Genomic DNA, 24,324 nt, shown 5'->3' with positions numbered 1-24,324 from the left:
ACAAATCACATTGGATTCACGCGGAGGGGAGCCCGGCGAAGGCGGTCGTTCGACCCCCATCGCGGGCGGTCTCTCCGGGGCGATGATCGGTCGCGCCGTCGGCGAGGCCTTCCTCAAGCTGAACCCGGCCAAACTGGTCAAGAACCCGGTCATCTTCACCACCTGGATCGTGGCCCTGCTGGCCACGGTGTCGGCGGTCGCGGCGGTCGTGGGCGGCCAGTCGGCGGGGTTCGCGGTGCAGCTGGCGCTGTGGCTGTGGGCCACGGTCCTGTTCGCCAATGTCGCCGAAAGCGTCGCCGAAGGGCGGGGCAAGGCGGCGGCCGACAGTCTGCGCGCTACCCGCGTCACGACCAAGGCCAAGCTGATCGTCGATCCCGAGACCGGCACAGTGGTTCCGACCAATGCGTCCGAGCTCGAGGTCGGGTCGATCATCCTGGTCGAGGCCGGCGATGTCATCGCCTCGGACGGCGAGATCATCGAGGGCGTGGCCTCGGTCAACGAGGCCGCCATCACCGGCGAGAGCGCGCCGGTGATCCGCGAAAGCGGCGGCGACCGTTCGGCCGTGACCGGCGGCACCACCGTGGTGTCCGACTGGATCAAGGTGCGCATCACCGCCAAGCCGGGCTCGACCTTCCTCGACCGCATGATCGCCATGGTCGAGGGCGCGGACCGTCGCAAGACGCCGAACGAACTGGCCCTGGCCGTGCTGCTGGCGGGCCTGACCCTGATCTTTCTGATCGCGGTCGTGACCCTGGTCGGTCTGGGCGCCTATTCGGGCGTGAACATCGATCCGATGGTGCTGGGCGCCCTGTTCATCACCCTGATCCCGACCACGATCGGGGGCCTGCTGTCCGCGGTCGGCATCGCCGGCATGGACCGGTTGCTGAAGGTCAATGTGCTGGCCACCTCGGGCCGTGCGGTGGAGGCGGCCGGCGACGTCGACACCCTGTTGCTCGACAAGACCGGCACCATCACCTTCGGCAACCGCATGGCGACCGAGGTCATCCCGGTTCCGGGCGTGCGTCCGGAAGCCGCCCTGGCCGCCGCCGTCATGGCGTCCCTGGCCGACGAGACGCCCGAGGGCCGCTCGATTGTCGAACTGGGCCGCAACGCGGGCATTTCGGTCGAACAGCCGGCCGGCGCCGTCGCCATCCCCTTCACCGCCGTCACCCGCCAGTCAGGCCTGGACGTCGGCAAGGACAGCTGGCGCAAGGGCGCGGTCGATGCGGTGCTGAAGGACCTGAACCTGTCCGATGGTGCGGCTCCGGCCGAGTTCCGTCAGGCCGTGGACCGGATCGCCCGCTCGGGCGGCACGCCCCTGGCCGTCACCCAGAACGGCGTCCTGGTCGGCGTCATCCACCTGAAGGACGTGGTCAAGCCGGGGGTGAAGGCGCGCTTCGCCGACCTGCGCCGCATGGGCCTGCGCACCGTCATGATCACCGGCGACAATCCGGTGACGGCGGCGGCCATCGCGTCGGAGGCGGGGGTGGACGACTACCTCGCCGAGGCCACGCCCGAGGACAAGATGCGGCTGATCAAGGCCGAACAGGCCAAGGGGCGTCTGGTCGCCATGTGCGGCGACGGCGCCAATGATGCGCCTGCCCTGGCTCAGGCCGACGTCGGCGTGGCCATGCAGACCGGCGCCCAGGCCGCCCGCGAGGCCGGCAATATGGTCGATCTGGACAGCGACCCGACCAAGGTCATCGAGATCGTCGAGGTCGGCAAGCAATTGCTGATCACGCGCGGCGCCCTGACAACCTTCTCGGTCGCCAACGACGTGGCCAAGTATTTCGCCATCATCCCGGCGATGTTCGTGGTCTCGCTGCCGGCGCTGGGCGCGCTGAACGTGATGCGTCTGCACAGTCCCGAGAGCGCCATCCTGTCGGCGGTGATCTTCAACGCCCTGGTCATCGTCGCCCTGATCCCGCTGGCGCTGAAGGGCGTCAAATACCGGGCCATCGGCGCCAGCGCTCTCCTGGGTCGCAACCTGCTGATCTACGGCCTCGGCGGCCTGATCGCCCCGTTCGTGGGCATCAAGCTGATCGACCTCATCATTTCCGCGCTGGGCCTGGCCTGATGCGCGTTTCCAGGGATATTCCGATGCACAATCGTCTCAACAAGATGCGCGCTGCGGCCGCGTCGAAAACCAGCTTCTGAGGCGACGATCATGGTCCATTCGTTCCGTCCGGCCATCGCGATGATGGCCCTGTTCACCCTCCTGCTGGGGCTGGCCTATCCGCTGGCCGTCACCGGGATCGCCCATAGCGTCTTCCCCCGCCAGGCCAGCGGCAGTCTGGTGCGCGACGCCGGCGGCCGGGTCGTTGGCTCGGCCCTGATCGGCCAGGCCTTCGCGGGCGAGACCTATCTGCACCCGCGTCCCTCGGCGGCGGGCGACGGCTATGACGCCGCCGTCTCGTCGGGCTCCAACATGGGGCCGTTGAACCCGGATCTGGCGGCCCGCGTCGCCGAAAGCGCCCAGGCCATCCGCGCCGACGACGGCGCGGGGGGCATCCCCGCCGATGCGGTGACGACCTCGGCCTCGGGCCTCGACCCGGACGTGTCCCCGGCCTACGCTCGGCTTCAGGCCGCGCGGATCGCCCGCGCCAGAGGCGTCCCCGTGCAGCAGGTCCAGACCATCATCGACGGCCAGACCCAGGGGGCTCTGCTGGGCTTCGTCGGCCAGCCGCGCGTCAATGTCCTGCTGACCAACCGCGCCCTGGACGCCCGTTTCGGCGCGGAGGGCTGATTGCCCGAGACCGAGGCCGAAACGCCCGCGACTTCAGCCGTTCCGCGCCGCAAGCGCGGGCGGCTGAAGGTGTTTCTGGGCATGTCGCCCGGCGTGGGCAAGACCTACGAAATGCTGCGCGCCGCGCGCCGGCGAAAGGCCGAAGGGCTGGACGTCGTCGTCGGCGTGGTCGAGACCCACGGCCGCAAGGAGACGATGAGCCTGCTGCGCGGCCTGGACGTCATGCCGCGCGCGCCGATCGACCATCGCGGCCGATCGCTGATGGAGTTCGATCTCGACGGCGCCCTGGCGCGCCGCCCCGGCCTGCTGCTGGTCGACGAATACGCCCATTCCAACGCCCCCGGTTCACGCCATCCGAAACGCTGGCAGGACGTGGAGGAACTGCGCGACGCCGGCGTCGATGTCTGGACGACGCTGAACATCCAGCATCTGGAAAGCCTGTCCGACGTCATCCTGCGGATCACCGGCGTTCGTCAGCGCGAGACGGTGCCCGACAGCCTTCTGACCGACGCCGACGATATCGAGGTGGTGGACATCACGCCCGAGGACCTTCGCGCCCGCCTGGCCGAGGGCAAGGTCTATGTGCCCGAAACGGCGCGGGTCGCGTCCGAGAACTTCTTCAAGCTTGAGAATCTGACGGCCCTGCGCGAACTGGCCCTGCGCCGCGCGGCCCAGACGGTGGACGATCAACTGCTGTTCCATCTGCGCGAGCGGGGCGTGTCGGGGCCGTGGGCGGCCGGTGAGCGGATCCTGGTCCTGGTCGGGGGCGACGCCATGAGCGCGTCGCTGGTGCGGACCGGACGACGCATGTCGGACATGATGATGGACGCCCCCTGGTCGGTGGCCCACGTCGAGCGGCCGTCGGGCTCGCGCTCCGACGCGCGATCAACCGGCCGTCTGTCCGAAGCCTTCAAACTGGCCGAGCAACTGGGCGGCCGACCGGTGACGCTGAGCGGCGACGACGTCGTGCGCACCGTCCTGGATCACGCCCACCGCAACAACGTCACCCAGATCGTCATCGGCAAGACGCGGGGCGGCCGCCTCGCCGAATGGACCGGCCGGGCGCTGGCCATCGAACTGCTGCGCAAGGCCCAGGGCGTGGCCGTCCATGTCGTGACCGAAGGCGATGGGTCGGCGCCCGAGCCGACGATCAGGTCCGGTCTCCGGCCTGGTCTGGACTGGCGTCCCTATTCCGCCGGCGCGGGTTTCGTCGGGGCCGCGACCGGCGTCGCCCTGTTGCTGGACACGCGGTTCGAGCGGGTCGATCTGGGCGTCATCTATCTGGCCGCCGTTGTGGCGGCGGGGGTGCTGAACGGGCTGCGGCCCGCTCTCGTAGCGGCGACCCTGGCCTTCCTGACCTACAACTTCCTGTTCCTTCAGCCGCGCTACAGTTTCCTGATCGGTTCGCCGACGGACTTCCTCACACTTTTGCTGTTCTGGGCCGTCGCCCTGGGCACGGGCGCCCTGGCCGGGCGGGTGCGCGAACAGGCCCGCGCGGCCCAGCGTCGCGCCGCCGCCGTCTCTGCCCTGCTGGCCGCCAGCCAGACCCTGTCGGCGGCCCAGGATCGTGCGACGACCGCCCGAAGCCTGGCCGAACAGGCCTCGGCCGCCGCCGGGGCCGGGGCGGTGGTCTTGCTGCCGGACGGCGACGACATCGTCCTGACGGCCGCCAGCCCCGAGGGCGTGGTCCTGGGCGCCGACGCCATGGCCGCGGCCCGCTGGGCCTGGACCCACGGCGAGGTCACGGGTCACGGCACCGGCACCCTGCCGCAGACCCGCTGGCGGTTTCAGCCCCTGCAAGGCGTGCGCGGTCGCGCCGGCGTGGCGGGGATCGACGCCTCGGCCGTGGCGGCGGGCTCGGACGAGGAGCGGCTGGCCCTGGCCCTGCTGGATCAGGGCGCCGTGGCGCTGGAGCGGGCCGATCTGGCCGGACAGGCGCTGGAGAGCGAGACCCTGCGTCGCGCCGACCGGTTCCGCGCCGCCCTGATGAACTCGGTCAGCCACGATCTGCGCACGCCCCTGTCGACCGTGCTGGGCTCGGCCACCACCCTGATCGACTATGGGGCGACCCTGAAGCCCGAGGTCCGCGACGACCTGCTGCTCAGCATCCGCGAGGAGGCTGAACGCCTGTCGCGCTATGTCGGCGACCTGCTGGACATGACCCGGCTGGAGGGCGGCGGGCTGAACGTCCGCACCGACTGGACCGATGTGCGCGACGCCCTGAACGCCGCCGCCGACCGGGTGTCGCGCCGCCTGGGGCGACGTCGGATCACCCGCGACTTCCCGCCCCAGCTCAGCATGGTGGAAGCCGACCCCGGTCTGCTGGAACAGGCGGTGGTCAATATTCTTGAAAACGCCATCGCCTATAGTCCCGACGGGACGACCATCGAACTGGCGGCCTATGAGGACCGGGGCTCCGTCGTCATCTCCATCGAGGACGAGGGGCGCGGCATACCCACGGCCGAGCTGGAACGGGTGTTCGACAAGTTCCGCCGCATGGAGGATTCGACCGACCGCGCCCCCGACAGAGTCCAGGGGGCCGGCCTGGGTCTGGCTATCGCCAAGGGCTTCGTCGAGGCCATGCGCGGCCGCATCGCCGCCGCCAGCCCGATCCAGGACGGACCCGACGGCGGCAAGCGGGGCACGCGCATCCTGATCAGCCTGCCCAAATCCATCGCCACCCATCCGGATCTGCTGTGATGCCTGCCGTCCGCCCCCAGGTCCTCGTCATCGACGACGAGCCCCAGATCCACCGCTTCCTGTCGCCCGCCCTGGACGCCGCCGGCTACGAACCCCGCCGCGCCGACAGTGGTCAGGAAGGCCTGCGCGCCATCGCATTGTGGAGCCCCGACGCCGTGGTGCTGGACCTGGGCCTGCCCGACATGGACGGCAAGGACGTGCTGAGACGGGCGCGGGAATTCTACCAGGGGCCGATCATCATCCTGTCGGCCCGCGATCGCGAGGCCGAGAAGATCGCGGCCCTGGACCTGGGCGCCAACGACTATGTCGAAAAGCCGTTCGGGGTCGGCGAACTGCTGGCGCGCATCCGGGCCGGGCTGCGCCAGGGGGGCTTGGCGCCGGTGGCGGGCGGCGTGGTCACGGTCGGAGAGGTGGTCATCGACCTGGATCGTCGCATCGTCACCCGCGCCGGCGAGCGGGTGAAGCTGCGCCCCAAGGAATACGAAGTCCTGGCCTGTCTGGCCCGCAACGCCGGCAAGGTGCTGGGCCACGCCGACCTGCTGAAGACCGTCTGGGGCGCGGGCCACGCCGCCGATGTCCAGTATCTGCGCGTCGTGATCGGCCAACTGCGCCACAAGCTGGAGGCCGACCCCGCCGAACCGGCCCTGGTCGTTACGGAGCCGAGCGTGGGATACCGGCTCGAACTCTGATCGCGCGCTGTCGGCGGCTCAGGCGGCTCAGGCGGCTCAGGCGGCGAAGGCGGCCTTCATGGGCTGGACGGTCTGGACGGGACGTCGCGTCGGCAGATCGAAACTGACCACCGTGCCCACCCCGGGCTCGCTTTCTATGTTCAGCCGGCCGCCATGCATCTCGATCAGCGACTTGGTCAGGGCCAAGCCCAGGCCGGTGCCCTGGGTGGTCTTGGAATGCTGGCCTTCGACCTGTTCGAAGGGCCGCGCCAGACGGACCATATGTTCAGGCGCGATGCCGATGCCGGTGTCGGCGCAGGCGACCCGGACGCGATCCTCGCCGGCCGCCCCCTTGAACGGCGTCAGAGACAGGGTGACGGTCCCGCCTTCGGGCGTGAACTTAACGGCGTTGGAGATCAGGTTCAGCATCACCTGTTTCACGCCGCGGTGGTCCGCCTCGATGTCCGGCAGGTCGCCCGCTTCGATCTCCAGGGTCAGGCCGGACTCCAGAACCTTGCCGCGCATCAGCCGGGCGGCGTCCTCGCACACGTCCCGCAGCGAGACGGGCTCGTAGTGCAGGGTCATCTTGCCGGCCTCGATCTTGGCCATGTCCAGGATGTCGTTGATCAGGCTGAGCAGATGCTGGCCCGACTTCAGGATGTCGCCAGCGTAGCCCTTGTACTTCTCGCCTATGGGGCCGAACAGCTCGGCGGCCATGATCTCCGAGAAGCCGTTGATGGCGTTCAGCGGGGTGCGCAGTTCGTGGCTCATATTGGCCAGGAATTCGGACTTGGCCTGGTTTGCGGCCTCGGCCCGCGTCATGGCGATCTCGTATTTCCGGGCCAGTTGCGACAGCATCTGCTGGCTGGCTTCGAGCTGGGCCACGGTGCGGCTCAGGTCCTCGACGGCGCGGCGGCGTTCGGTCTCTTCGCGCTTGATGGCGGTGATGTCGGCGGCGGTGACCACCGAGCCGCCCTCCGAGGTGAAGCGTTCGGACAACTGCAGCCAGCGGCCGTCGTGCAGTTCGACCTCGCGAAGGCCCGCCCGGCCGTCCGTCGGCGCATGTTCGGCCTTGATGGCCAGGGCGGCGATGCGGTTCAATTCCTCCTTCGCCGCGCCGCGCCGCACGACGCCGGACTGGAAGTCGAAAGCGTCCTCGAACGCCTGGTTCCAGAGGATGAGGCGGCCTTGGCGATCAAACAGGACGAAGGCGTCCGAGATGCTCTCCACCCCGTCGCGCAGACGGCTTTCGGCGGACTGGGCGGCGGCCTTGGCCCGGCGGGCCTCGGTGATGTCCAGGGCGACGCCCAGGATGGCGGAGAAGCCGGCCTCGCCCCGCGCCCCTCGCGCCTGGCCGCGCGCATCGATCCAGCGGGTCCGGCCGCCGTCGCCCGGGACGGGGAAGGTGACCTCGAAGGCGCCATAGGCCGTGGCCTGGCGCAATGCATGCTGCACCTCGTCACGGTAGCGCGGGTGGATGCGGGCCATCACGGCTTCAGCCGGCACGACGCCGCCGGTTTCGAAGCCCAGCAAGGTCGCCATATAGTCCGACAGGGTCACTTCGGCGCCGTCCAGATCCCATTCCCATACGCCGCAGCGCGCCGCCTCCACCGCGATGCGGAAGCGTTTTTCCGACGAGGCCCATTCCCGGCTGGCGCGCGCACGACGCAGGCCCTGGAACAGGAACAGCGCCAGGACGCCGAGGCCCAGCAGCACGGGGGCCGCCAGAACCCAGGCCTCGCCCAGCAGACCCGCCGCACCCGCGGGCGGTCCGCTCTGCAAGGCGACCACATAGGGACCGTCGGGCGTGATCGGCGCCGCCACGACCGACGCCCTGCCCCCCGGGGTGGCGACGGGCGTGGTCAGGGACGCCAGGTCGCCGGCCTGGACGCCGATCAGCGGCGTTGCGGACCGGCCGACCTCGGCGGCGTTCGGCGAGGCCAGGACGACCCCCGTCTTCGACACGATCCGGACCGCGCCAGAGGCGGGCAGGGACGGGAGAATGCGCGCCTCAAGCCGCCGCCCCCCGGCTTGCGGCCCCGTCAGGGCGAGGACGCCGGGCGACTGCACCGGCCCCTGGCTGGCCAGGATCGCGCCGTCGGCGCCGATCACCGAAAAGCCCGCGTTCGGCGCGACGCCGCGCGCCCGCTCGACGGCGGCCATCGGGAGCGCGTCGTCCAGCAGTGCGGCTGTCCCGACGTCGATCCCGGTCTGGGCGGCCTGCATCAGGGCGGCGGTCCGGCTGGCGGCGAGCTGGGCGCTCAACGACAGGTTCTCGTTCTGGAGGCGATGGGCTTCGCGGGCAGGGCGTGTCGCGTCTCGCGACATCAACAGCACGTATCCGGTGGAGCCGAGGGCGAGGACCAGCACGCCGATGCGCATCCAGGCCGGGGCGCTGGGGGCCCTGTCGGTGGCGCGTCGGCCTCGCTTGTCTTGCCGCCGCTCCATGCCCCGCAAGGCGCTCTCCCGACCAAATCAGCTACAGGGGGAATCTAGGCTGCGTCGCGGATTCCTGTCGAGGCTTGGTTAATGCTTTCTGAATTCTCAGGCCGCCTAGAGCTTCACCGCGCGCAGCCTCAGCGCATTGCCGATGACGCTGACCGAAGAGAGCGCCATGGCGAGCGCTGCAAGAGCGGGCGAGAGCAGCCAGCCGAAGACGGGATACAGCAGGCCGGCCGCGACCGGGATGCCGAGCGCATTGTAACCGAAGGCGAAGATCAGGTTTTGCCGGATGTTCCCCATGACCGCTCGCGACAGACGCCGCGCCCGGACTATGCCTTGCAGATCGCCGCTCAACAGGGTTACGCCCGCGCTCTCGATCGCCACATCCGAGCCCGCGCCCATGGCGACGCCGACATCGGCGGCTGCGAGAGCCGGGGCGTCGTTGACCCCATCTCCGGCCATGGCGACGATGCGGCCCTGTGAGCGAAGCTGCTGAACCACCGACGCCTTGTCCTGCGGCAGGACCTCGGCATGGACCTCGTCGATCCCGAGGCGTCGCGCCACGGCTTCGGCCGTGGTTCGGTTGTCCCCGGTCATCATGACCAGTCTCAGACCGGCCGCCTTCAGCGCGAGGATCGCGGCCGACGTGGTGGCCTTGACCGGGTCGGCGATGCCGAGGACCCCGGCGGCCTTGCCGTCGATGGCCACGAAAATGGCCGTGGCGCCGTCGTTCCGGAGTGCGTCCGCCTTCGGCTCCAGCGTGGAGACGTCGATCGAAAGCTCACCGAGATACCGGGTGTTGCCCAGGGCCACCTGGCGTCCCTCGACAACACCGCGCACGCCGCGTCCCACCGGACTGTCGAAGTCCACGGCTTCCGACAGGGGCAGATGGCGGTCCTTGGCGGCCTGGACGATCGCATCCGCCAAGGGGTGCTCGCTTCCGCGCTCCAGACTGGCCGAAAGACGCAGCACGTCTGTTTCGTCGAAGCCTTTGGCGATCACCATCGCTGTCACGGACGGGCGTCCCTCGGTCAGGGTGCCGGTCTTGTCGAGGATCAGGGTGTCGACCCTTTCGAAGCGCTCCAGCGCTTCAGCGTTCTTGATCAGGACCCCGGCGCGCGCGCCTCGTCCGACCCCTACCATAATCGAGATGGGGGTCGCGAGACCGAGCGCACAGGGACAGGCGATGATCAGGACCGAGACAGCGGCGACCAGGGCATAGGACAGCCGGGGCTCCGGCCCGACCAGCCCCCAGACGGCGGCGGCCAGCAGGGCGATTGTGATCACCGTCGGAACGAACCATCCAGATACCGTGTCGGCCAGCCGCTGGATCGGCGCGCGGCTGCGTTGGGCCTGAGCGACCATCTGGACGATTTGCGCCAGCAGGGTGTCGGCCCCGACCTTGTCGGCGCGCATGATGAAGGATCCGGTCTTGTTCAGGGCGCCGGCGACGACCCGGTCGCCGACCTCCTTGGTCACCGGCATGGACTCGCCGGTCACCATCGACTCGTCGACGGCGATACGGCCATCCAGGATTTCGCCGTCCACCGGGACTTTCTCACCGGGGCGGACCCGCAGGGAGTCGCCGACAGTGATCAGGTCGAGCGAGACATCCTCGTCAACGCCGTCCGCCCGGACCCTTCGCGCGGTCTTGGGCGTGAGATCCAGCAAGGCCCGGATCGCCCCCGACGTCTGCTCGCGGGCGCGAAGTTCCAGGATCTGTCCGACGAGGACCAGCACCGTGATGACCGCCGCCGCCTCGAAATACACCGGCGCGCTCCCGTCGGCCTTGAGGAAGGCGGGCGGGAACAGCCATGGCGCTACGACGGCCACGATGCTGTAAAGCCATGCGACCCCGACCCCCATCGAGATCAGGGTGAACATGTTCAGCCGGCGCGTGCGCAGCGAGGTCCAGCCGCGCTGGAAGAAGGGCAGGCCGCACCACAGGACGACCGGCGTGGCCAGAACGAATTGGATCCCGTTCGACAGCCGGCCGGGGATGAGCATGTGCAGGTTCGTCAGATGGGCGCCCATCTCCAGCGCGAAGACCGGCAGGGTCAGAATCAGACCGATCCAGAAGCGGCGGGTGAAGTCGATCAGTTCGTGATTGGGCGGCGCTTCGGCGGCGACGGTTTCAGGCTCGAGCGCCATGCCGCAGATCGGGCAGGACCCCGGACCCTCCTGCCGGATTTCCGGATGCATGGGGCAGGTGTAGATCACGCCCGGAATGGCGGGGGCGGGCTCCGAAGCAGGCTTCAGATAGCGCTGTGGATCCGCCACGAATCGGGTTCGGCACCCTGCCGAGCAGAAGAAATAGTCCTGCTCGTCATGGCTGGCCCGGTGAGCGGTCGTCTTTGCATCAACCGACATCCCGCAGACCGGATCCTTTAGCGCGACCGATCCCGCGGAGGGTTCCGCCGAGCAGCAGGAGCGACCTGCGGCGCGACCGTGAGGATGAGTGGACATGACGCTCTCCGGCTGATCCAAGCGCCTCGAATATACCTGTAGGGGGTATGGAGCAAGATACCCGCATGGGGTATACAGACACTCTGGAGCGAAGCCGCATGCAAATCGATACGAAGCCCAAAATCCTTAACCGGCTGAGCCGGATCGAAGGCCAGGTGCGGGGCATCGCCCGCATGGTCGACGAGGACCGCTACTGCATCGACCTGCTCACCCAGTTGCGGGCCGTCCGCGCAGCGCTCCTTCGCGTGGAGACGGAAGTGTTGAGGGACCACCTCGACCACTGCGTCATGGGAGCCATGACAGGTGACGATCCTGAGGATCGAAAGGCCAAGGCCGGCGAGCTAATCGAACTCTTGGCTCGCGCCGGTCGATAGGTCGGACGGAGTGCGGATCTTCTGGCCCGACGCCATGATCCGGGCGGAGCCCCTACGGCGACGTTGACGTGCCCGTGAGAATTTCCTCCACGCGGCGCTAGAGTCCGGTCCTTGGAAGGGGGGACTGTGGATCGGCGTGGAAAAGGGACCCCGTTAGCGGTGTGATCGGCGTCGAATAAGGACCCCTCATTCCTGAGGTCTAACGGTGGCGGCTTGGCGGATGTCAGGCGGCGAGTTCGGGATGTTGGTGTTGGAGACGGTGTTGAGGATTCGGCGCGAGTTTGCGTCCGGGAAGGCGATCAAGGCGATCGCGCGTGACCTTCGATTGTCGCGCAAGGTGGTGCGCAAGGCGATCCGGGAGCCGGATGCGGAGTTCGCCTATCGGCGGGCGGTGCAGCCGTTGCCGAGGCTGGCGCCGTTCCAGGCCAGGCTCGATGAGCTGCTGGAAGAGGACGAGGCGCGGCCGCGGCGCGAGAAGCTGCGGATGACGCGGGTTCATGACCTGCTGGTGCGCGAGGGGTTCGACGGGTCGTACGACGCGGTCCGGCGCTACGCGGCGGGGTGGCGGCTGAAGCGACGCCGGGGCGTGGCGGACGCGCCATCGTTCATCCCGCTGATGTTCCGGCCGGGCGAGGCCTACCAGTTCGACTGGAGCCACGAGGACGTGGAGATCGCGGGCAAGCCGATGCGGGTGAAGGTGGCGCACATGCGGCTGTGCGCCTCGCGGGCGATCTATGTTCGGGCCTATCCGCGCGAGACCCAGGAGATGCTGTTCGACGCGCATGCGCGGGCGTTCGCCTTCTTCGGCGGCGTGCCGACGCGCGGGATCTACGACAACATGAAGACGGCGGTGACGACGGTGTTCACGGGCAAGGACCGGGTGTTCAACCGGCGCTTCCTGGTCATGGCGAGCCACTACATGGTGGAGCCGACGGCCTGCTCCCCGGCGGCGGGCTGGGAGAAGGGCCAGGTCGAACACCAGGTCCAGACGGCCCGGGGACGGTTCTTCCAGCCGCGCCTGCGCTTCACCAGCCTGGAGGAGCTGAACGGCTGGCTGGAGGCGGAGTGCCGGCGCTGGGGCGAGCTGCGTCAGCACCCCGAGCAGAAAGAGCTGACGGTTGCTCAGGCCCTGGCCGCCGAGCGGCCGGCGCTGCAGCCGATGCTGGGCCCGTTCGACGGCTTCCACGAGAGCGAGCACGCGGTGACGGGGACCTGCCTGATCAGCTTCGACCGTAACCGCTACTCGGTGATGGCGAAGGCCGGGCGCCGTACGGTGCAGGTCCGCGCCTATGCCGACCGGATCGTCGTGCGCTGCGAGGGTGAGGTCGTCGCCGACCATCGCCGGTTCTTCGGTCGTGACCGGACCCTCTACGATCCCTGGCACTACCTCCCGGTGCTGGCGACCAAGCCCGGAGCCCTGCGCAATGGCGCGCCGTTCCAGGACTGGGAGTTGCCGCCGGGGCTGGCCCGCCTGAGGCGCAAGCTGGGTGCGGGCGACGAAGCCGATCGCCGGTTCGTGCGGGTTCTGGCGGCGGTGCTGGAAGACGGCCTGGAGCCGGTCGAGGCCGCGGCGCGCGAGGCGCTCGCCGCCGGGACCGTCAGCGACGACGTCATCCTCAACATCCTGGCGCGCCGGCGCGAACCGCCCCGGCCGCTGAGCATCGTCACGCCCGATGACCTGGCGCTGCGGCATCCGCCTCTGGCGGACTGCGACCGCTACGACAGCTTGCGAGGCATGCATGCAGCGGCATGAGATGATGGCGGCCCTGACCGGCCTGGGCCTCAAGGGCATGGCCGGAGCCTTCGACGAGGCGGTCACCACGGGCCTGCAGCGCAAGCGCACGACCATGGAGATCCTCGCCGACCTGCTGCGCGCCGAGACGACCCACCGGCATGCGGCTTCCATCCGTTACCGGATGGCGGCGGCCAGGCTGCCCGCCGTGAAGGACCTCGACGCCTTCGTGTTCGACGACACGCCGATCAACGAGGGCTGGTGCGCTCGCTTCACAGCGGCGCCTTCCTGGCGAACCGGCGCAACATCGTGCTGGTCGGCGGGACCGGCACGGGCAAGACCCACCTGGCCACCGCCATCATCGCCAACGTCGTGCGGGCCGGGGCGCGTGGCCGGTACTTCAACACCGTCGACCTGGTGAACCGCCTCGAGGAGGAGACCCGCCTGGGCAAGGCCGGTGCGCTGGCTGCTCACCTCTGCCGCCTCGACGTCGTGGTCCTCGACGAGCTTGGCTACCTGCCGTTCGCCCGCTCGGGCGGCCAGCTGCTGTTCCACCTGATCAGCAAGCTCTACGAGCGGACCTCGGTGATCGTCACGACCAACCTCGCCTTCGGCGAATGGCCGACCGTGTTCGGCGATCCCAAGATGACCACGGCCCTGCTCGACCGCATCACCCACCACTGCGACATCGTCGAGACCGGCAACGACAGCTGGCGCTTCAAACACCGCAGCTAACCCTCCACGAAGAACGCCAGGCGAGGGTTGAGCCTCCGGTCGGGCTACGCCCTCCCTACGCCCCAACCCTCGCAAGCGGTGCGCTCGTGACGTCCATCCCGAACCTCAAAAGGGGGTCCCTATTGCACGCCGATAGGGGGTCCCTTTTAGACGCCGATTGACAGTCAGCGCAACGGCCAAGGCGCAAATCTCAAGCATGATCGCCGCGGCGATGGCCATCTCCCGGCCTCGGTCATGAAGCGGCCGGATGTCGCCGAGGCGCGTCAGAACGCGGGACGTCTCCTCGCTGCGGCCAAGGTTCGCTCCGCCCCGGTGCCCGTCGAGAGGATAATCAGGGCGGCGGGCATCGTTCTCCAGCACGCCCCCTTGGCCGATGATCTCTCGGGCATGGCGTTTATCAAGGATGGCGTGGGGATCATCGGGGTCAACGCGCTTCACCACCCCAATCGGCAACGGTTCACGCTCGCTCACGAGTTCGCCCACCACCGGCTTCACGACGATATCCTTCGAGAGACGGTTCACTTGGATCGGGGATTTCGGGTTCTGAACCGTGACCGTCTGGCCTCCGAAGGCACGGATTGGCGAGAAGTTGAAGCCAACGCCTTTGCGGCGGAGTTCCTCATGCCCCAGTTTCTGCTCGAACCCTTGGTCGACGCCGAGGGCCTGGACCTCGAGGATGACGAAAAGGTCAACTCGCTCGCGCGCCGGTTCCGCGTAAGCACGGCGGTGGTCCGCTACCGCCTGTGGTCCTGAGGGTCTCGCTTGGGCTTCGTCTTCTACGACACAGAAACGACGGGGCTAAGTAAAGGCTTCGATCAAATCGTCCAGTTTGCGGCGATCCATACGGACGGTGATCTGAACGAGCTGGATCGCTTCGAGCTGCGCTGTCGGCTTCAGCCCCATGTAGTCCCCCACCCCAAGGCGATGCTGGCCAATCGCCTGTCGATCGAGCGGCTTACGGACCTCAGCCTCCCCTCCCACTACGACATGGTGCGGGAGATCCGAAGGCGGCTGTCGGGATGGGGCCGGGGAATCTTCATCGGCTACAATTCAATCCGGTTCGACGAGGAGATGCTGCGGCATGCCTTCTTCCAGAACCTTTTTCCGGCCTACCTCACCTCCACGCCGGGCTGCGGTCGGGCGGACGCCATGCATATCGTCTTGACCGCCTGTGCAGACGCCTCGGCCTGCTTGACCCTGCCCCTCGCCGCCGACGGTCGGAAGACCTTTCGCCTAGAGGCGGTCGCGGCGGCCAACGGTCTGAATGTCGACGCTGCACACGACGCCATGGCCGACGCCCAGATGACGCTTGCGCTGTGTCGGCGCGTAGCTTCTGAGGCCCCCGAAATCTGGAGCCGGGCGATCCGAACCTCGAATAAGGCGGCCGTCGCCGATCTCGTGGCGTCTGAGCCGCTATTCATTCTGACTGAATTTTACGGGTTCGAGGCGTCGCACCGAGTCGTCGCCTGCTTGGGCCCGGAGGCGGGAAATCCTAATGGGCGGCTATGTTGGGACTTGGCCTCAGATCCGGCCGAAGCTGTTCAACTACAGACCGACGACCTCGCTGCCTTAATCTCTCAGCGCGAGGGGCCCCTGCGGCGTCTGAAAACCAACGCCGCCCCGGCGATCGCGATGAGCTGGGATGCTCCGGAGGACTGGGCGCTGGGCGATGTCGATGAGGCCGAAAGACGTGCCGAGTGGCTCCAGGCTAATCCAGAGCTCAGTTCGAGAATCATTGAGGCTCAAGCGGCCCGCTGGGCAAACAGTCCGCTCTCGCCCCACGTAGAACTGCAGCTCTACGACCGGTTTCCGGACGATGACGACCTGCGGCTGATGGCGGACTTCCACGGAGCGCCGAAGATTCGTCAGCGTGAGATTGTAGATAGCTTCGCCGATGTGCGCCTGCGGACATTTGGCCGCAGGCTTCTCCATATGGAGCACCGGTCTGCTTTTATAGGAAATGACCGACGGGCGGCGGACGCTGATCTTGCTGAACGCCTTCTGATTGACAAGAACGGACCGCTGACGATGCCAGCGGCCCGAACGCTGGCTGCTGAACTAGTCGCGTCTGGCGTGGCAGATGCCGAAGCCCTTCTCAAAGACTACGGCGTCTGGCTCGATACTCGTATTGCGAGGGTCGAGGCGTTCGTGGATACGCTGCGCCCGCGACTGGGCGCTAGGCCGCAGGTGTAACGGACGGTCCCGTCGGCGACTCCAGAGTCCAACACAACCTAATCCATGCCTTCCTAAGAGACGTGTCGGGCGCCACGGTCGGGAACTTCGTCCAAGGAGTGCGAAAGCGAAGGTCCGCTTTGTGGCGGCGATCGAAAGTCTGCTCGCGGCGCATTTCAGACCCCAGATGCGTGCGAGCCATTCCCATGTTGCGCCACTCTTAGCTGGTTTTGAGCCAGTTCTAAGTGGTCTCAACAAAAACATGGCGACCCCGGGAGGACTCCAACCTCCGACCTCGGCTTTAGGAAAGCCTTGCTCTATGCGGCTGAGCTACGGGGCCACGCGGGATGACCTAGCGGTTCGTCGGGCGGGGGGAAAGATGGGGCGGGGGTCGATGTGCGATTTCGGTCCTGGACCGGGACCTTGCCGCAACGATCCGGTTGTGGTTAATATATCTTAAGATACAATATCTTGCGGTGAACAAATCGCGAATCGAGGCCTGTGTCCGATTCGGTCCTGATTCGTTTCGCCCCTGTTCCGGATTCGGGAAGGGCGGCGTTAACCGGGGTGCACGGCCTGTTCGGCCACGGCGCGCAGACCCGCCAGCATCTGATCGACGGCCTCGCCGCCCTGGCAGTCGTTCGCCAGGATCAGGCTCAGGGCGCGGGCGTGGACCTGAACCTCGGGCCAGGACCAGGCGTCGGCGGCGGCCATCCGGTGGGCGGCGTCGCACAGGCTGTAGGCCGCCGCATAGAAGGGCGGGATCTCCATGAAGCCGGACATGTCGACCAGGGCCGACGCCAGGGCGTAGACCTCGCCGTCGGCGCCGGCCGGGCGGTCGGCGCACAGGCGGTTCAGGGCGTCGACCTTGTCCTGAAGCACCAGCAAGGTCCGGCCGCGCTGTTCCCCCAGCCCCTCTTCGGCGCGCGCGACGGCGTCCGCGATGGGCACGCCGCCTGGGCGCGCCATCTGGCGCTGAAGCGACGTCTGGACGTTTCGGAGACGGGGCGGGGTCGCATCTGCGGTCACAGGGCCACCTTCATCGGCTTCAACAGCATGTCGATATCGTCCTGATCCATATTGGCCTCGACGGCCTCGCCCAGTTCACCCGACAGGTCGGTCTGGCGGCGGCCTTCCTCCCCGGGCGGGGGACCATAGTTGCGCACGCGGCGATCGGGTCCGACGTAGTTTTCGACTTCGACGAACTGGCGCGTTTCGCCGCCCAGCCAGATGATCCGCTTCAGCAGGACCGCCGGAGTCAGGGGTTTGGCGACGATGAAGCTGGCGCCGCAGTCGCGCCCCTTGGCGACCAGGGCGCGGGCGGCGTGGCCCAGGATCATGATGACGGGCGTGAAGCGGATCGGCTCGGACGCCTCTCGCCTGAGCCAGCGGACGAAATCGTAGCCGTCCATCTCGGGCATGGCGCAGTCGATCAGGATCAGGTCGACGGACCGGCGCTGCACCAGTTCGACCGCATCCTTGGCCGAGGGACACTTCAGCTGTTCGCGAACTCCGAACCCCTGAACGATCGAACTCAGAAGATCGAGCGAGGTCGGCTGATCATCGACGAGCAGAACCGTCGAATGCGCCAGATTGATCTTGTCCGGCGTCTTGTGCACGGCGTCAGAACAGCATGAGGTCGCCCGAATCGGCAGCCTCGGTCGTCTTGACGCCGGCGGCGGGGCGCAGGCGCACCGCCATGTCGGCCAGGGAGATCCGGCTCACGGATTCCGCCGGTGTCGCGCCGTCGCCCAGCATTCTCAACACGCCGGACAGGGCTTCCAGCCTCTGGGTCAGGGCGTCCAGGGCCTGGGCCTCGGTCAGGGCCTCCGCCCGATCCTCCGCCGGCGCGCGCCGCACCAGACGGCTGACCAGGGCCTCGACGTGATCGATCCCCTCGCGCACACGCATCAGCTCGTCGGCGACGGCGACCAGGAGGTGGGCGTGTTCGGGAGGGGCGTGCATCAGAAGAGCTCCAGGGCGCCCGTATCGACGGGGGGCCGAACGACGGGGACGGGCTTGGGCGCGACGGTGTCGGTGACGGCGCGCTGCATGGCCTTGCCGGTCACCGGCCAGTAGTGCAGGCGGCGTCCGCCGTCCCCGCGCAGGCTGCCGCCCACCACGGGAATGCCTTCGTCACGCAGGAATTTCTCGGCGAAGTCGGCGTTGGAACGGCCGACGTCGCGCAGACTGTCGAACATCCGCCCGCCGCCGAACAGCTTGGCCTCCAGCCGCTCGCGGCGTCCGCCGGCCTTCAGCAAGTCGTTGATCAGAAGCTCCATCGCATAGGCGCCGTAGCGACGCCCCGCGTCAGTTCCCGCGCCGGATCCCTCGGGCAGCAGGAAGTGGTTCATCCCGCCGATCCCGGCGACCGGATCGCGCAGGCACATGGCCACGCAGGAGCCCAGAATGGTGCTGAGGACCACGTCCGGGTCGGACGTGATATGATGCTCGCCCTGGCCGACGTGCAGTCGTTTTTCCTTGTTGTCCTTGAGGGCCGAGAAACTCATGTCAGCGGACCGAAGACGGCTTCCAGCTTGCCCTTCAGTTGGGCCACCGTGAAGGGTTTGACCAGATAGTTGTTGACGCCGAACTGCACCGCCCGCTGCACCAGTTCGCGGTCGGCGCGGCCGGTCAGCATGATGAAGGCGGTCTTGGACGTCGGCGGGTGGGCGCGCACGGCGCGCAGCAGGCCCAGTCCGTCCAGGTTCGGCATGTTGTAGTCGGAGATGATCAGGTGCGCGGGCTTGGAAATGATGTCGCGCAGGGCGATTTCACCGTCGGCGGCTTCGCGGATCTCGCGCACGCCCAGTTGTTGCAGGCTGGTGCGAACCAGCGAGCGCATCGTCATCTGATCATCGACGACCAGGCAGTGGAGAGAGGCGGCGGCGGGCATGATGGCGCTCCCGGGGGTCAGGCGATCGACCGTGCGCCCGAGTCGGCGCACAGTTCTAGAATAGCGGGGGACAGGCGGTGGAGCGGCAGCTGCCGTTCCACGGCGCCCAGTTCGAAGGCGGCTTTCGGCATGCCGTAGACGACCGAGGTCGATTCGTCCTGGCCCAGGGTGCGGCCGCCGGCGTCGCGAATGGCCTTCAGGCCCTTGGCGCCGTCCTTGCCCATGCCCGTCAGGATCACGCCGGTCATCGGCCGCTTCAGGCGGACAAGCGACTCGAACATGACGTCGACCGACGGACGGTGGCCATTGACCGGGTCGCTCTGCACCAGATGGCAGCGGGGGGTCATGCCGGGCGTCAGCTCCAGATGCGCCGCGCCGCCCGGCGCCAGATAGATGTGGCCGGCCTTAAGTTGCGCGCCTTCATAGGCTTCGGTCACGGTCGGAGCGCAGACGCGGTCCAGACGGGCGGCGAAGCTGGCGGTGAAGGTCGCCGGCATGTGCTGGGTGATGATGGTCGCCGGGCAGTTGGCCGGGAAGCCGCTCAGAACGGTCAGAAGGGCTTCGACCCCGCCGGTCGACGAGCCGATGGCCAGGATATGGCTGGCGGCCGGGCGATAGGCGCTGGGCGCCGCCGCCGAGGCCGGCATGTCGGCGCGGGCGCGGACGCGCGAACGCGCCGCCGTCTTCACCTTCTCGATCAGGTCGTGGAAGGCGTCGACGCTGGCCACGGCCGGTTTGGCCACCGCGTCCACCGCGCCGATTTCCAGCGCCGCCAGGGTCACGTCCGTGCCCGCCGCGGTCAGGGTCGAGACCATGACCACCGGCATGGGCCGCAGCCGCATGATCTTCTCGAGGAACTCCAGCCCGTTCATGTTGGGCATCTCGACATCCAGGGTCAGGACGTCGGGATTGAGCTCCTTGATGGCGGCGCGGGCCTCGATCGGATCGGCGGCCGTGCCGACGACCTCGATTTCGGGATCCGACTTCAGGGCGGCCGAGATCAGGCCGCGCATCGTCAGGCTGTCGTCCACCACGAGGACTTTGATCTTGGCGCTCATCATGCGGCTCCCAGGCGGTAGGTGGTCAGGCCCGCGGTCTGCAGCAGGCTGGCGGCCGGCCCAGCCACGCGTTCGGAATGGCCGATATAGAGGGTGGCGCCGGGGTTCATCAGGGGGACGAAGCGGCTCCACACCCGCTCCTGGGTGGGATCGTCGAAATAGATCACCACGTTGCGACAGAAGATGACGTCGAACTTGCCCTTCATCGGCCAGTCGCCGATCAGGTTCAGTTCCTTGAACGACACCAGGCGTTTCAGCTGCGGCCCGGCGGTCCAGGCGCCACGATCGGCGCGGTTGAAATACTTGCGCCAAAGGGTGACCGGCGCCGGTTCCAGCGCCTCTTCGGAATAGGTCCCGTCGTGGCCCTGAGCGACCATGTTGGGGTCGATGTCGGTGGCCAGGATGCGCACGTCCAGGTCCGCCGCCTCGGGCAGGACCGACAGCACCGTCAGGGCCATCGAATAGGGCTCCTGCCCGTTCGAACAGGCCGCCGACCACAGCCGCACCCGGCCGCCGGCGCGAGCGCGCTCGACCAGTTTCGGCAGGACCCGGTCGCGCAGGTCGTCGAAATGGTGGGGCTCGCGATAGAAGCGGGTGACGTTGGTCGTCAGGGCGGCCGTCATCTTCTGCCGCTCGTCGACCCCGTCCACGCCCTCGACCAGGGCGCAGTAGTCGCGGAAACTCGACAAACCCAGGGTCCGCAGCCGTTTGGCCAGGCGCGAATAGACCAGAGCCGCCTTGCCCTCGTTCAGGGCGATGCCCGCGTGGGCATGAAGCATTTCGGCGATCTGACGGAAATCCTCGGCGGTGAAGACGAATTCGCCCTCGACGATGGATCCCCGTCCTGGGGCGGGATTCATGCGGCTTCAGCCTCGATATGGGGCAGGATGTGGTCCAGTTCGATCAGGCTGATCATGCGCCCGTCGATCGAGAATATCCCCTTGACGAAGGTCTTGACCTGGTCGCTGGCGACGTCGGGCGTCGGCTGGACCGAGGCCTCGTTCATCTCCAGGATGTCCGACACGGCGTCCACCAGCAGCCCCACCATCCGGCCGCCGATATGGGCGACCATGATGACGTGACGGGCCGTCGGCTCGGACGTCTCCAGACCGAAGCGCGCGCCCAGGTCGATGATCGGCAGGACGGTGCCGCGCAGGTTGATGACGCCCTTCATATAGCCGGGCGAGCGCGGCAGCGGCGTCGCCGGGGTCCAGCCGCGGATTTCACGCACCGACATGATGTCGACGCAGAATTCCTGGCGGCCGATGCGGAAGGCGATGAGTTCGCGTTGGGAGTCGTTGGCTTCGGTCATGGCTCAGCTCGCAAGCTTGAAATCGGGGCGGGAAGATCGGCGGCGCATGTCTGTGACCAGGACGTCCACGTCGAGGATCAGGGCCACGCGACCGTCGCCCAGGATGGTGGCGGCGGCGATGCCCTCCACCTGCTGGTAGTTGGTCTCGAGGCTCTTGATCACGACCTGGCGCTGGCCCTGGATGGCGTCGAACAGCAGGGCCGCCTGTTGGCCGCCCTCGGTCTCGACGACCACGGCGACGCCTTCGGACGGAACCACCGGGGTGTCGCGGAAGCCCATGGTCATCGCCACATCGATCAGGGGCAGGAAGCGGTCGCGGAAGCGGATCACCGGATCGACCCCGCCGACATAATGCAGGTCGCCTTCTTGCGGCGTCAGGCTTTCGACGATGGCCGGCAGCGGGGCGATCAGGATCTGGTCGGCGGCGGACACCACCATGCCGTCCAGCACCGCCAGGGTCAGCGGCAGGCTGAGGGTGAAGGTCGACCCCTTGCCCGGAACCGAACTGATCGAGATGCGGCCGCCCAGGGCCTGGATCGAGCGCTTGACCACGTCCATGCCCACGCCGCGGCCCGAGATGTCGGACACCACGGCGGCGGTCGAGAAACCGGGCAGGAAGATCAGATTGTCGATCTGCTCGTCGGTCAGGGCGGCGTCAGGCGCGACCAGCCCCTTGTCGATGGCGATCTTCTTGACCCGTTCGCGATTGATGCCGCGCCCGTCGTCGGAGATTTCGATGACGATGCGGCCGGACCGGTGCAGGGCGGCCAGGCGAACCGTGCCCTCGGCCGTCTTGCCGGCGGCGATCCGCTCGTCGGGCGTCTCCAGGCCGTGGTCGATGGCGTTGCGCAGCATGTGGGTGATGGGCTCGGCCAGGCGTTCGACCACGGTCTTGTCGACCTCGGTGTCCTCGCCGGCGGTGACCAGACGAACCTGTTTGGAGACCATGTCGGCGACTTCGCGGACCAGGCGCGGCATGCGCTGGAACACCGACTTCACCGGCTGGGCGCGAATGGCCATGACGCTGTCCTGGATCTCGCGCGTCAGAAGCTCGAGGTCTTCCAGGCCCAGGGCGATGCCGGACGAGCGGGCCAGGCCGCTTTCCAGCACGCGTTGCGACAGCATGGCCTGCTGGATGACCAGTTCGCCGACCACATTGATCAGGCGATCGACCCGGTCCAGATCGACGCGGATGGTGACAGGGGCGGGCGCGACGGGCGCCGCGACCTGGGCGGGCGGAATCGGCGCGGCCGGCGCCGGGGCGGCGGCGACCGGAGCGGGAGCGGGGGCCGGAGCGGCCGGAGCGGGAACCGGGGCCGGGGCGACGGCTTCGAGGGCTGGGGCGGGTGCGACAGCGTCGGGGGTCGGTTGTTCGACGGCGGGCGCGTCGCCTGCGGCCTTGGCCAGCAGGGCCGCGATATCCAGTTCGTCGCTGGCGGGCAGCACCGCCGGCGGCTCTTCCTCGAAGACGAGGACCGGTTCCGATCCGCCGCCCAGGGGCGAGATCGTCAGGTCGCAGTCGGCCTCGACGAAGTCGAACACCTCGCGCACGACCTTCTCTTCGATCGCCGCGGTCAGATCGATGGTCCAGGTCAGATAGCCGTCCTCGGCGACCAGCACGTCCAGCGTCGGCAGCGCGCTGTCTTCCACCGACACCGTGATCGGTCCCAGCCGGCCCAGTTCGCGCAGCAACAGGCCGGCTTCGTTGGCGCTGCCGTACATGCGGCCATGGGGCTTGAATAGTATGCGCCAGCCCGTCTGGGCCTCGGCTGCGACGGCTTCAGGCTCGCCGAGGGACGGCAGGGGTTCGTCCAGCGGGACGTCGAAGGCCATCGGCACGAAGCCGAAGTCGTCTTCGTCCTCCTCGACCACCGGCGGCGCCTCGCCGCCGTGGGTCAGCAGTTCCAGTTCGTGAACCAGACCGGCCGAACGCTCCTCGTCGACCGGTGGGGCCAGGCCTTGCGCGGCCTGGATATGATCGGCCAGCACGTCGGAGGCGCGCAGCAGGGTCTTGATCGTCACCGTGTCGCACGGCTTGCGACCGGCGCGCAGCTCGTCCATCAGCGTTTCGAAGACGTGGGCGAAACGGACCAGAGCCTCCAGACCAAACGCCCCCGCCCCACCCTTCACCGAGTGAACGGCGCGGAAGACGGCGTTGATGGTTTCAAGGTCGGTCTGACCCTGTTCCAGCAGCATCAGCTTCGATTCCAGTTCCGCGAGCAGTTCGTCGCATTCCTGGAAGAAGGTGGCTTTGATGGCTTCGAAGGCGTCCATGGCTTGCGGCCGATCGATCTGTGAGGGTTAGGCCGCGACGCGGCGGACGGCGTCGACAAGCTTGACGGGATCGAACGGCTTGACGATCCAGCCGGTGGCGCCGGCGGCGCGGGCGCGGGCCTTCTTCTCGGCGTCGCTCTCGGTCGTCAGCACCAGGCATGGGGTGGTCCGGTGGTTCGGATCGGCGCGCATGCCTTCGATGAAGCCGAAGCCGTCCATGCGGGGCATGTTGATGTCGGTGATGACCACGTCCGCGCCTTGCGCGGCCAGGGTCTCCAGACCATCAATGCCGTCGACGGCCTGGATCACGGTGTAACCCGCGTCCTCCAGGGCCATCAGCAGCATGTCGCGCATGGTGCGGGAATCATCGACGGTCAGGACTGTCTTTTTCACGCGAGAGCTCCTTCAAGGGGATCTTGGGCAAGGGGGTCGGGGACATTGGTTTCGGACGCGCCGAAGGCGGTCCACTGTTCGGAAAAACCTTGGGATTGAGGCGTGATCGTCAGATCGACGCCGTCGGCGGCCCAGGTCTTGCGGGCCGACAACAACACCTGCAGGCAGAGACCGCCCAGACGCTCGACGTTCGAGGCGTCCAGCGTGACCGGCTGACCCCGTCGCGCCAGCAGCTCCGCCTTCAAAGGCTCGGCCGCATTCATATCCAGCACCGTCGCCAGCACGATGGCGTCCGTCATGAGAAGTTCCCTTCGTCTGCCCCAAGACCATGCATGGCACAGCTTTGGTAAATAGCC

The 24,324-nt window shown here is 68.0% G+C and carries 22 protein-coding genes, 1 tRNA gene and 1 pseudogene; 9 read left to right on the top strand and 15 right to left on the bottom strand.

Annotated features, from left to right (window positions below; translation table 11 throughout):
- Positions 1 to 82: 82 nt before the first annotated feature.
- The 4 genes from kdpB (at position 83) to GYM46_RS10700 (ending at position 6,135) form a co-directional block, all read left to right on the top strand.
- Positions 83 to 2,077, top strand: a complete 1,995-nt coding sequence (gene kdpB, locus GYM46_RS10715) for a potassium-transporting ATPase subunit KdpB (RefSeq protein WP_008263018.1) — start codon at positions 83 to 85, stop codon at positions 2,075 to 2,077.
- Between the two features lie 90 nt (positions 2,078 to 2,167).
- Positions 2,168 to 2,746, top strand: coding sequence for a potassium-transporting ATPase subunit KdpC (gene kdpC / locus GYM46_RS10710; RefSeq protein WP_040349768.1), 579 nt, complete (start codon positions 2,168 to 2,170; stop codon positions 2,744 to 2,746).
- Positions 2,747 to 5,446 carry a sensor histidine kinase gene (locus GYM46_RS10705; protein WP_008261210.1) on the top strand — a complete coding sequence of 900 codons (2,700 nt, stop codon included), beginning with the start codon at positions 2,747 to 2,749 and terminating at the stop codon, positions 5,444 to 5,446.
- Positions 5,446 to 6,135: a response regulator gene (locus GYM46_RS10700; RefSeq protein ID WP_008261655.1), complete on the top strand. Its 690-nt coding sequence runs from the start codon at positions 5,446 to 5,448 to the stop codon at positions 6,133 to 6,135. The genes GYM46_RS10705 and GYM46_RS10700 overlap by 1 nt, the downstream gene beginning before the upstream one ends.
- Before the next feature lie 36 nt (positions 6,136 to 6,171).
- Here GYM46_RS10700 and GYM46_RS10695 read toward each other — a convergent pair whose 3' ends face one another.
- Entirely contained in the window at positions 6,172 to 8,484 is a 2,313-nt protein-coding gene (locus GYM46_RS10695) for a PAS domain-containing sensor histidine kinase (protein ID WP_244304244.1), read from the bottom strand.
- 183 nt (positions 8,485 to 8,667) lie between these two features.
- Positions 8,668 to 11,022, bottom strand: coding sequence for a heavy metal translocating P-type ATPase (locus GYM46_RS10690; protein ID WP_040349770.1), 2,355 nt, complete (start codon positions 11,020 to 11,022; stop codon positions 8,668 to 8,670).
- Positions 11,023 to 11,120: 98 nt separating this feature from the next.
- Here GYM46_RS10690 and GYM46_RS10685 point away from each other — a divergent pair, with 98 nt between their 5' ends.
- The 3 genes and pseudogenes from GYM46_RS10685 (at position 11,121) to istB (ending at position 13,863) form a co-directional block, all read left to right on the top strand.
- Entirely contained in the window at positions 11,121 to 11,396 is a 276-nt protein-coding gene (locus GYM46_RS10685; protein ID WP_008260442.1) for a metal-sensitive transcriptional regulator, read from the top strand.
- Between the two features lie 241 nt (positions 11,397 to 11,637).
- On the top strand, positions 11,638 to 13,149 hold the full coding sequence (gene istA, locus GYM46_RS10680) for an IS21 family transposase (protein WP_164952576.1): 1,512 nt from the start codon (positions 11,638 to 11,640) through the stop codon (positions 13,147 to 13,149).
- Positions 13,136 to 13,863: pseudogene (istB, locus tag GYM46_RS10675) on the top strand (IS21-like element helper ATPase IstB). The gene istA and the pseudogene istB overlap by 14 nt, the downstream one beginning before the upstream one ends.
- A 105-nt stretch (positions 13,864 to 13,968) precedes the next feature.
- Here the strand turns inward: istB and GYM46_RS16840 are convergent.
- Entirely contained in the window at positions 13,969 to 14,358 is a 390-nt protein-coding gene (locus tag GYM46_RS16840) for a hypothetical protein (RefSeq protein WP_244304282.1), read from the bottom strand.
- On the opposite strand from GYM46_RS16840, the gene GYM46_RS10670 reads away from it, so the two are divergent.
- Positions 14,251 to 14,616 carry an ImmA/IrrE family metallo-endopeptidase gene (locus GYM46_RS10670; RefSeq protein WP_244304277.1) on the top strand — a complete coding sequence of 122 codons (366 nt, stop codon included), beginning with the start codon at positions 14,251 to 14,253 and terminating at the stop codon, positions 14,614 to 14,616. The genes GYM46_RS16840 and GYM46_RS10670 overlap by 108 nt on opposite strands.
- Positions 14,617 to 14,625: 9 nt before the next feature.
- Positions 14,626 to 16,056, top strand: coding sequence for an exonuclease domain-containing protein (locus GYM46_RS10665; RefSeq protein WP_008260823.1), 1,431 nt, complete (start codon positions 14,626 to 14,628; stop codon positions 16,054 to 16,056).
- Positions 16,057 to 16,298: 242 nt separating this feature from the next.
- On the opposite strand, the gene GYM46_RS10660 is transcribed toward GYM46_RS10665, so the two are convergent.
- The 12 genes from GYM46_RS10660 to GYM46_RS10605 form a co-directional block, all read right to left on the bottom strand.
- Positions 16,299 to 16,375: transfer RNA gene (locus tag GYM46_RS10660), tRNA-Arg, on the bottom strand.
- Between the two features lie 218 nt (positions 16,376 to 16,593).
- Positions 16,594 to 17,064: a hypothetical protein gene (locus GYM46_RS10655; protein WP_008262327.1), complete on the bottom strand. Its 471-nt coding sequence runs from the start codon at positions 17,062 to 17,064 to the stop codon at positions 16,594 to 16,596.
- Positions 17,061 to 17,654: a response regulator gene (locus GYM46_RS10650; protein WP_008260486.1), complete on the bottom strand. Its 594-nt coding sequence runs from the start codon at positions 17,652 to 17,654 to the stop codon at positions 17,061 to 17,063. Before GYM46_RS10650 ends, GYM46_RS10655 begins: the two co-directional genes overlap by 4 nt.
- 4 nt (positions 17,655 to 17,658) lie before the next feature.
- Positions 17,659 to 18,000, bottom strand: coding sequence for a hypothetical protein (locus GYM46_RS10645; protein WP_008258631.1), 342 nt, complete (start codon positions 17,998 to 18,000; stop codon positions 17,659 to 17,661).
- Positions 18,000 to 18,545, bottom strand: a complete 546-nt coding sequence (locus tag GYM46_RS10640) for a chemotaxis protein CheD (RefSeq protein WP_008263088.1) — start codon at positions 18,543 to 18,545, stop codon at positions 18,000 to 18,002. Before GYM46_RS10640 ends, GYM46_RS10645 begins: the two co-directional genes overlap by 1 nt.
- Positions 18,542 to 18,931, bottom strand: a complete 390-nt coding sequence (locus tag GYM46_RS10635; protein ID WP_008262387.1) for a response regulator — start codon at positions 18,929 to 18,931, stop codon at positions 18,542 to 18,544. The genes GYM46_RS10640 and GYM46_RS10635 overlap by 4 nt, the downstream gene beginning before the upstream one ends.
- A gap of 17 nt (positions 18,932 to 18,948) precedes the next feature.
- A complete protein-coding gene (locus GYM46_RS10630; RefSeq protein WP_035310620.1) occupies positions 18,949 to 19,989 on the bottom strand; it encodes a protein-glutamate methylesterase/protein-glutamine glutaminase in 1,041 nt (346 codons plus the stop codon).
- On the bottom strand, positions 19,989 to 20,849 hold the full coding sequence (locus GYM46_RS10625) for a CheR family methyltransferase (protein ID WP_008261553.1): 861 nt from the start codon (positions 20,847 to 20,849) through the stop codon (positions 19,989 to 19,991). Before GYM46_RS10625 ends, GYM46_RS10630 begins: the two co-directional genes overlap by 1 nt.
- Positions 20,846 to 21,301 (bottom strand): chemotaxis protein CheW, encoded by a 456-nt coding sequence (locus tag GYM46_RS10620; RefSeq protein WP_008262141.1) that lies wholly within the window; start codon positions 21,299 to 21,301, stop codon positions 20,846 to 20,848. Before GYM46_RS10620 ends, GYM46_RS10625 begins: the two co-directional genes overlap by 4 nt.
- A gap of 3 nt (positions 21,302 to 21,304) precedes the next feature.
- Positions 21,305 to 23,575 (bottom strand): chemotaxis protein CheA, encoded by a 2,271-nt coding sequence (locus tag GYM46_RS10615; RefSeq protein WP_008264086.1) that lies wholly within the window; start codon positions 23,573 to 23,575, stop codon positions 21,305 to 21,307.
- Positions 23,576 to 23,602: 27 nt separating this feature from the next.
- On the bottom strand, positions 23,603 to 23,968 hold the full coding sequence (locus GYM46_RS10610; RefSeq protein WP_008263015.1) for a response regulator: 366 nt from the start codon (positions 23,966 to 23,968) through the stop codon (positions 23,603 to 23,605).
- The gene (locus GYM46_RS10605; RefSeq protein WP_008261250.1) at positions 23,965 to 24,267 is read right to left on the bottom strand and encodes an STAS domain-containing protein; all 303 of its coding nucleotides are present in this window, start codon (positions 24,265 to 24,267) and stop codon (positions 23,965 to 23,967) included. Before GYM46_RS10605 ends, GYM46_RS10610 begins: the two co-directional genes overlap by 4 nt.
- Positions 24,268 to 24,324 lie beyond the last annotated feature (57 nt).

Origin of the sequence: Brevundimonas mediterranea (assembly GCF_011064825.1) — a bacterium.
GTDB classification, from domain to species: Bacteria; Pseudomonadota; Alphaproteobacteria; order Caulobacterales; family Caulobacteraceae; genus Brevundimonas; species Brevundimonas mediterranea_A.
This window is presented reverse-complemented; position numbering and strand designations above follow the sequence as displayed.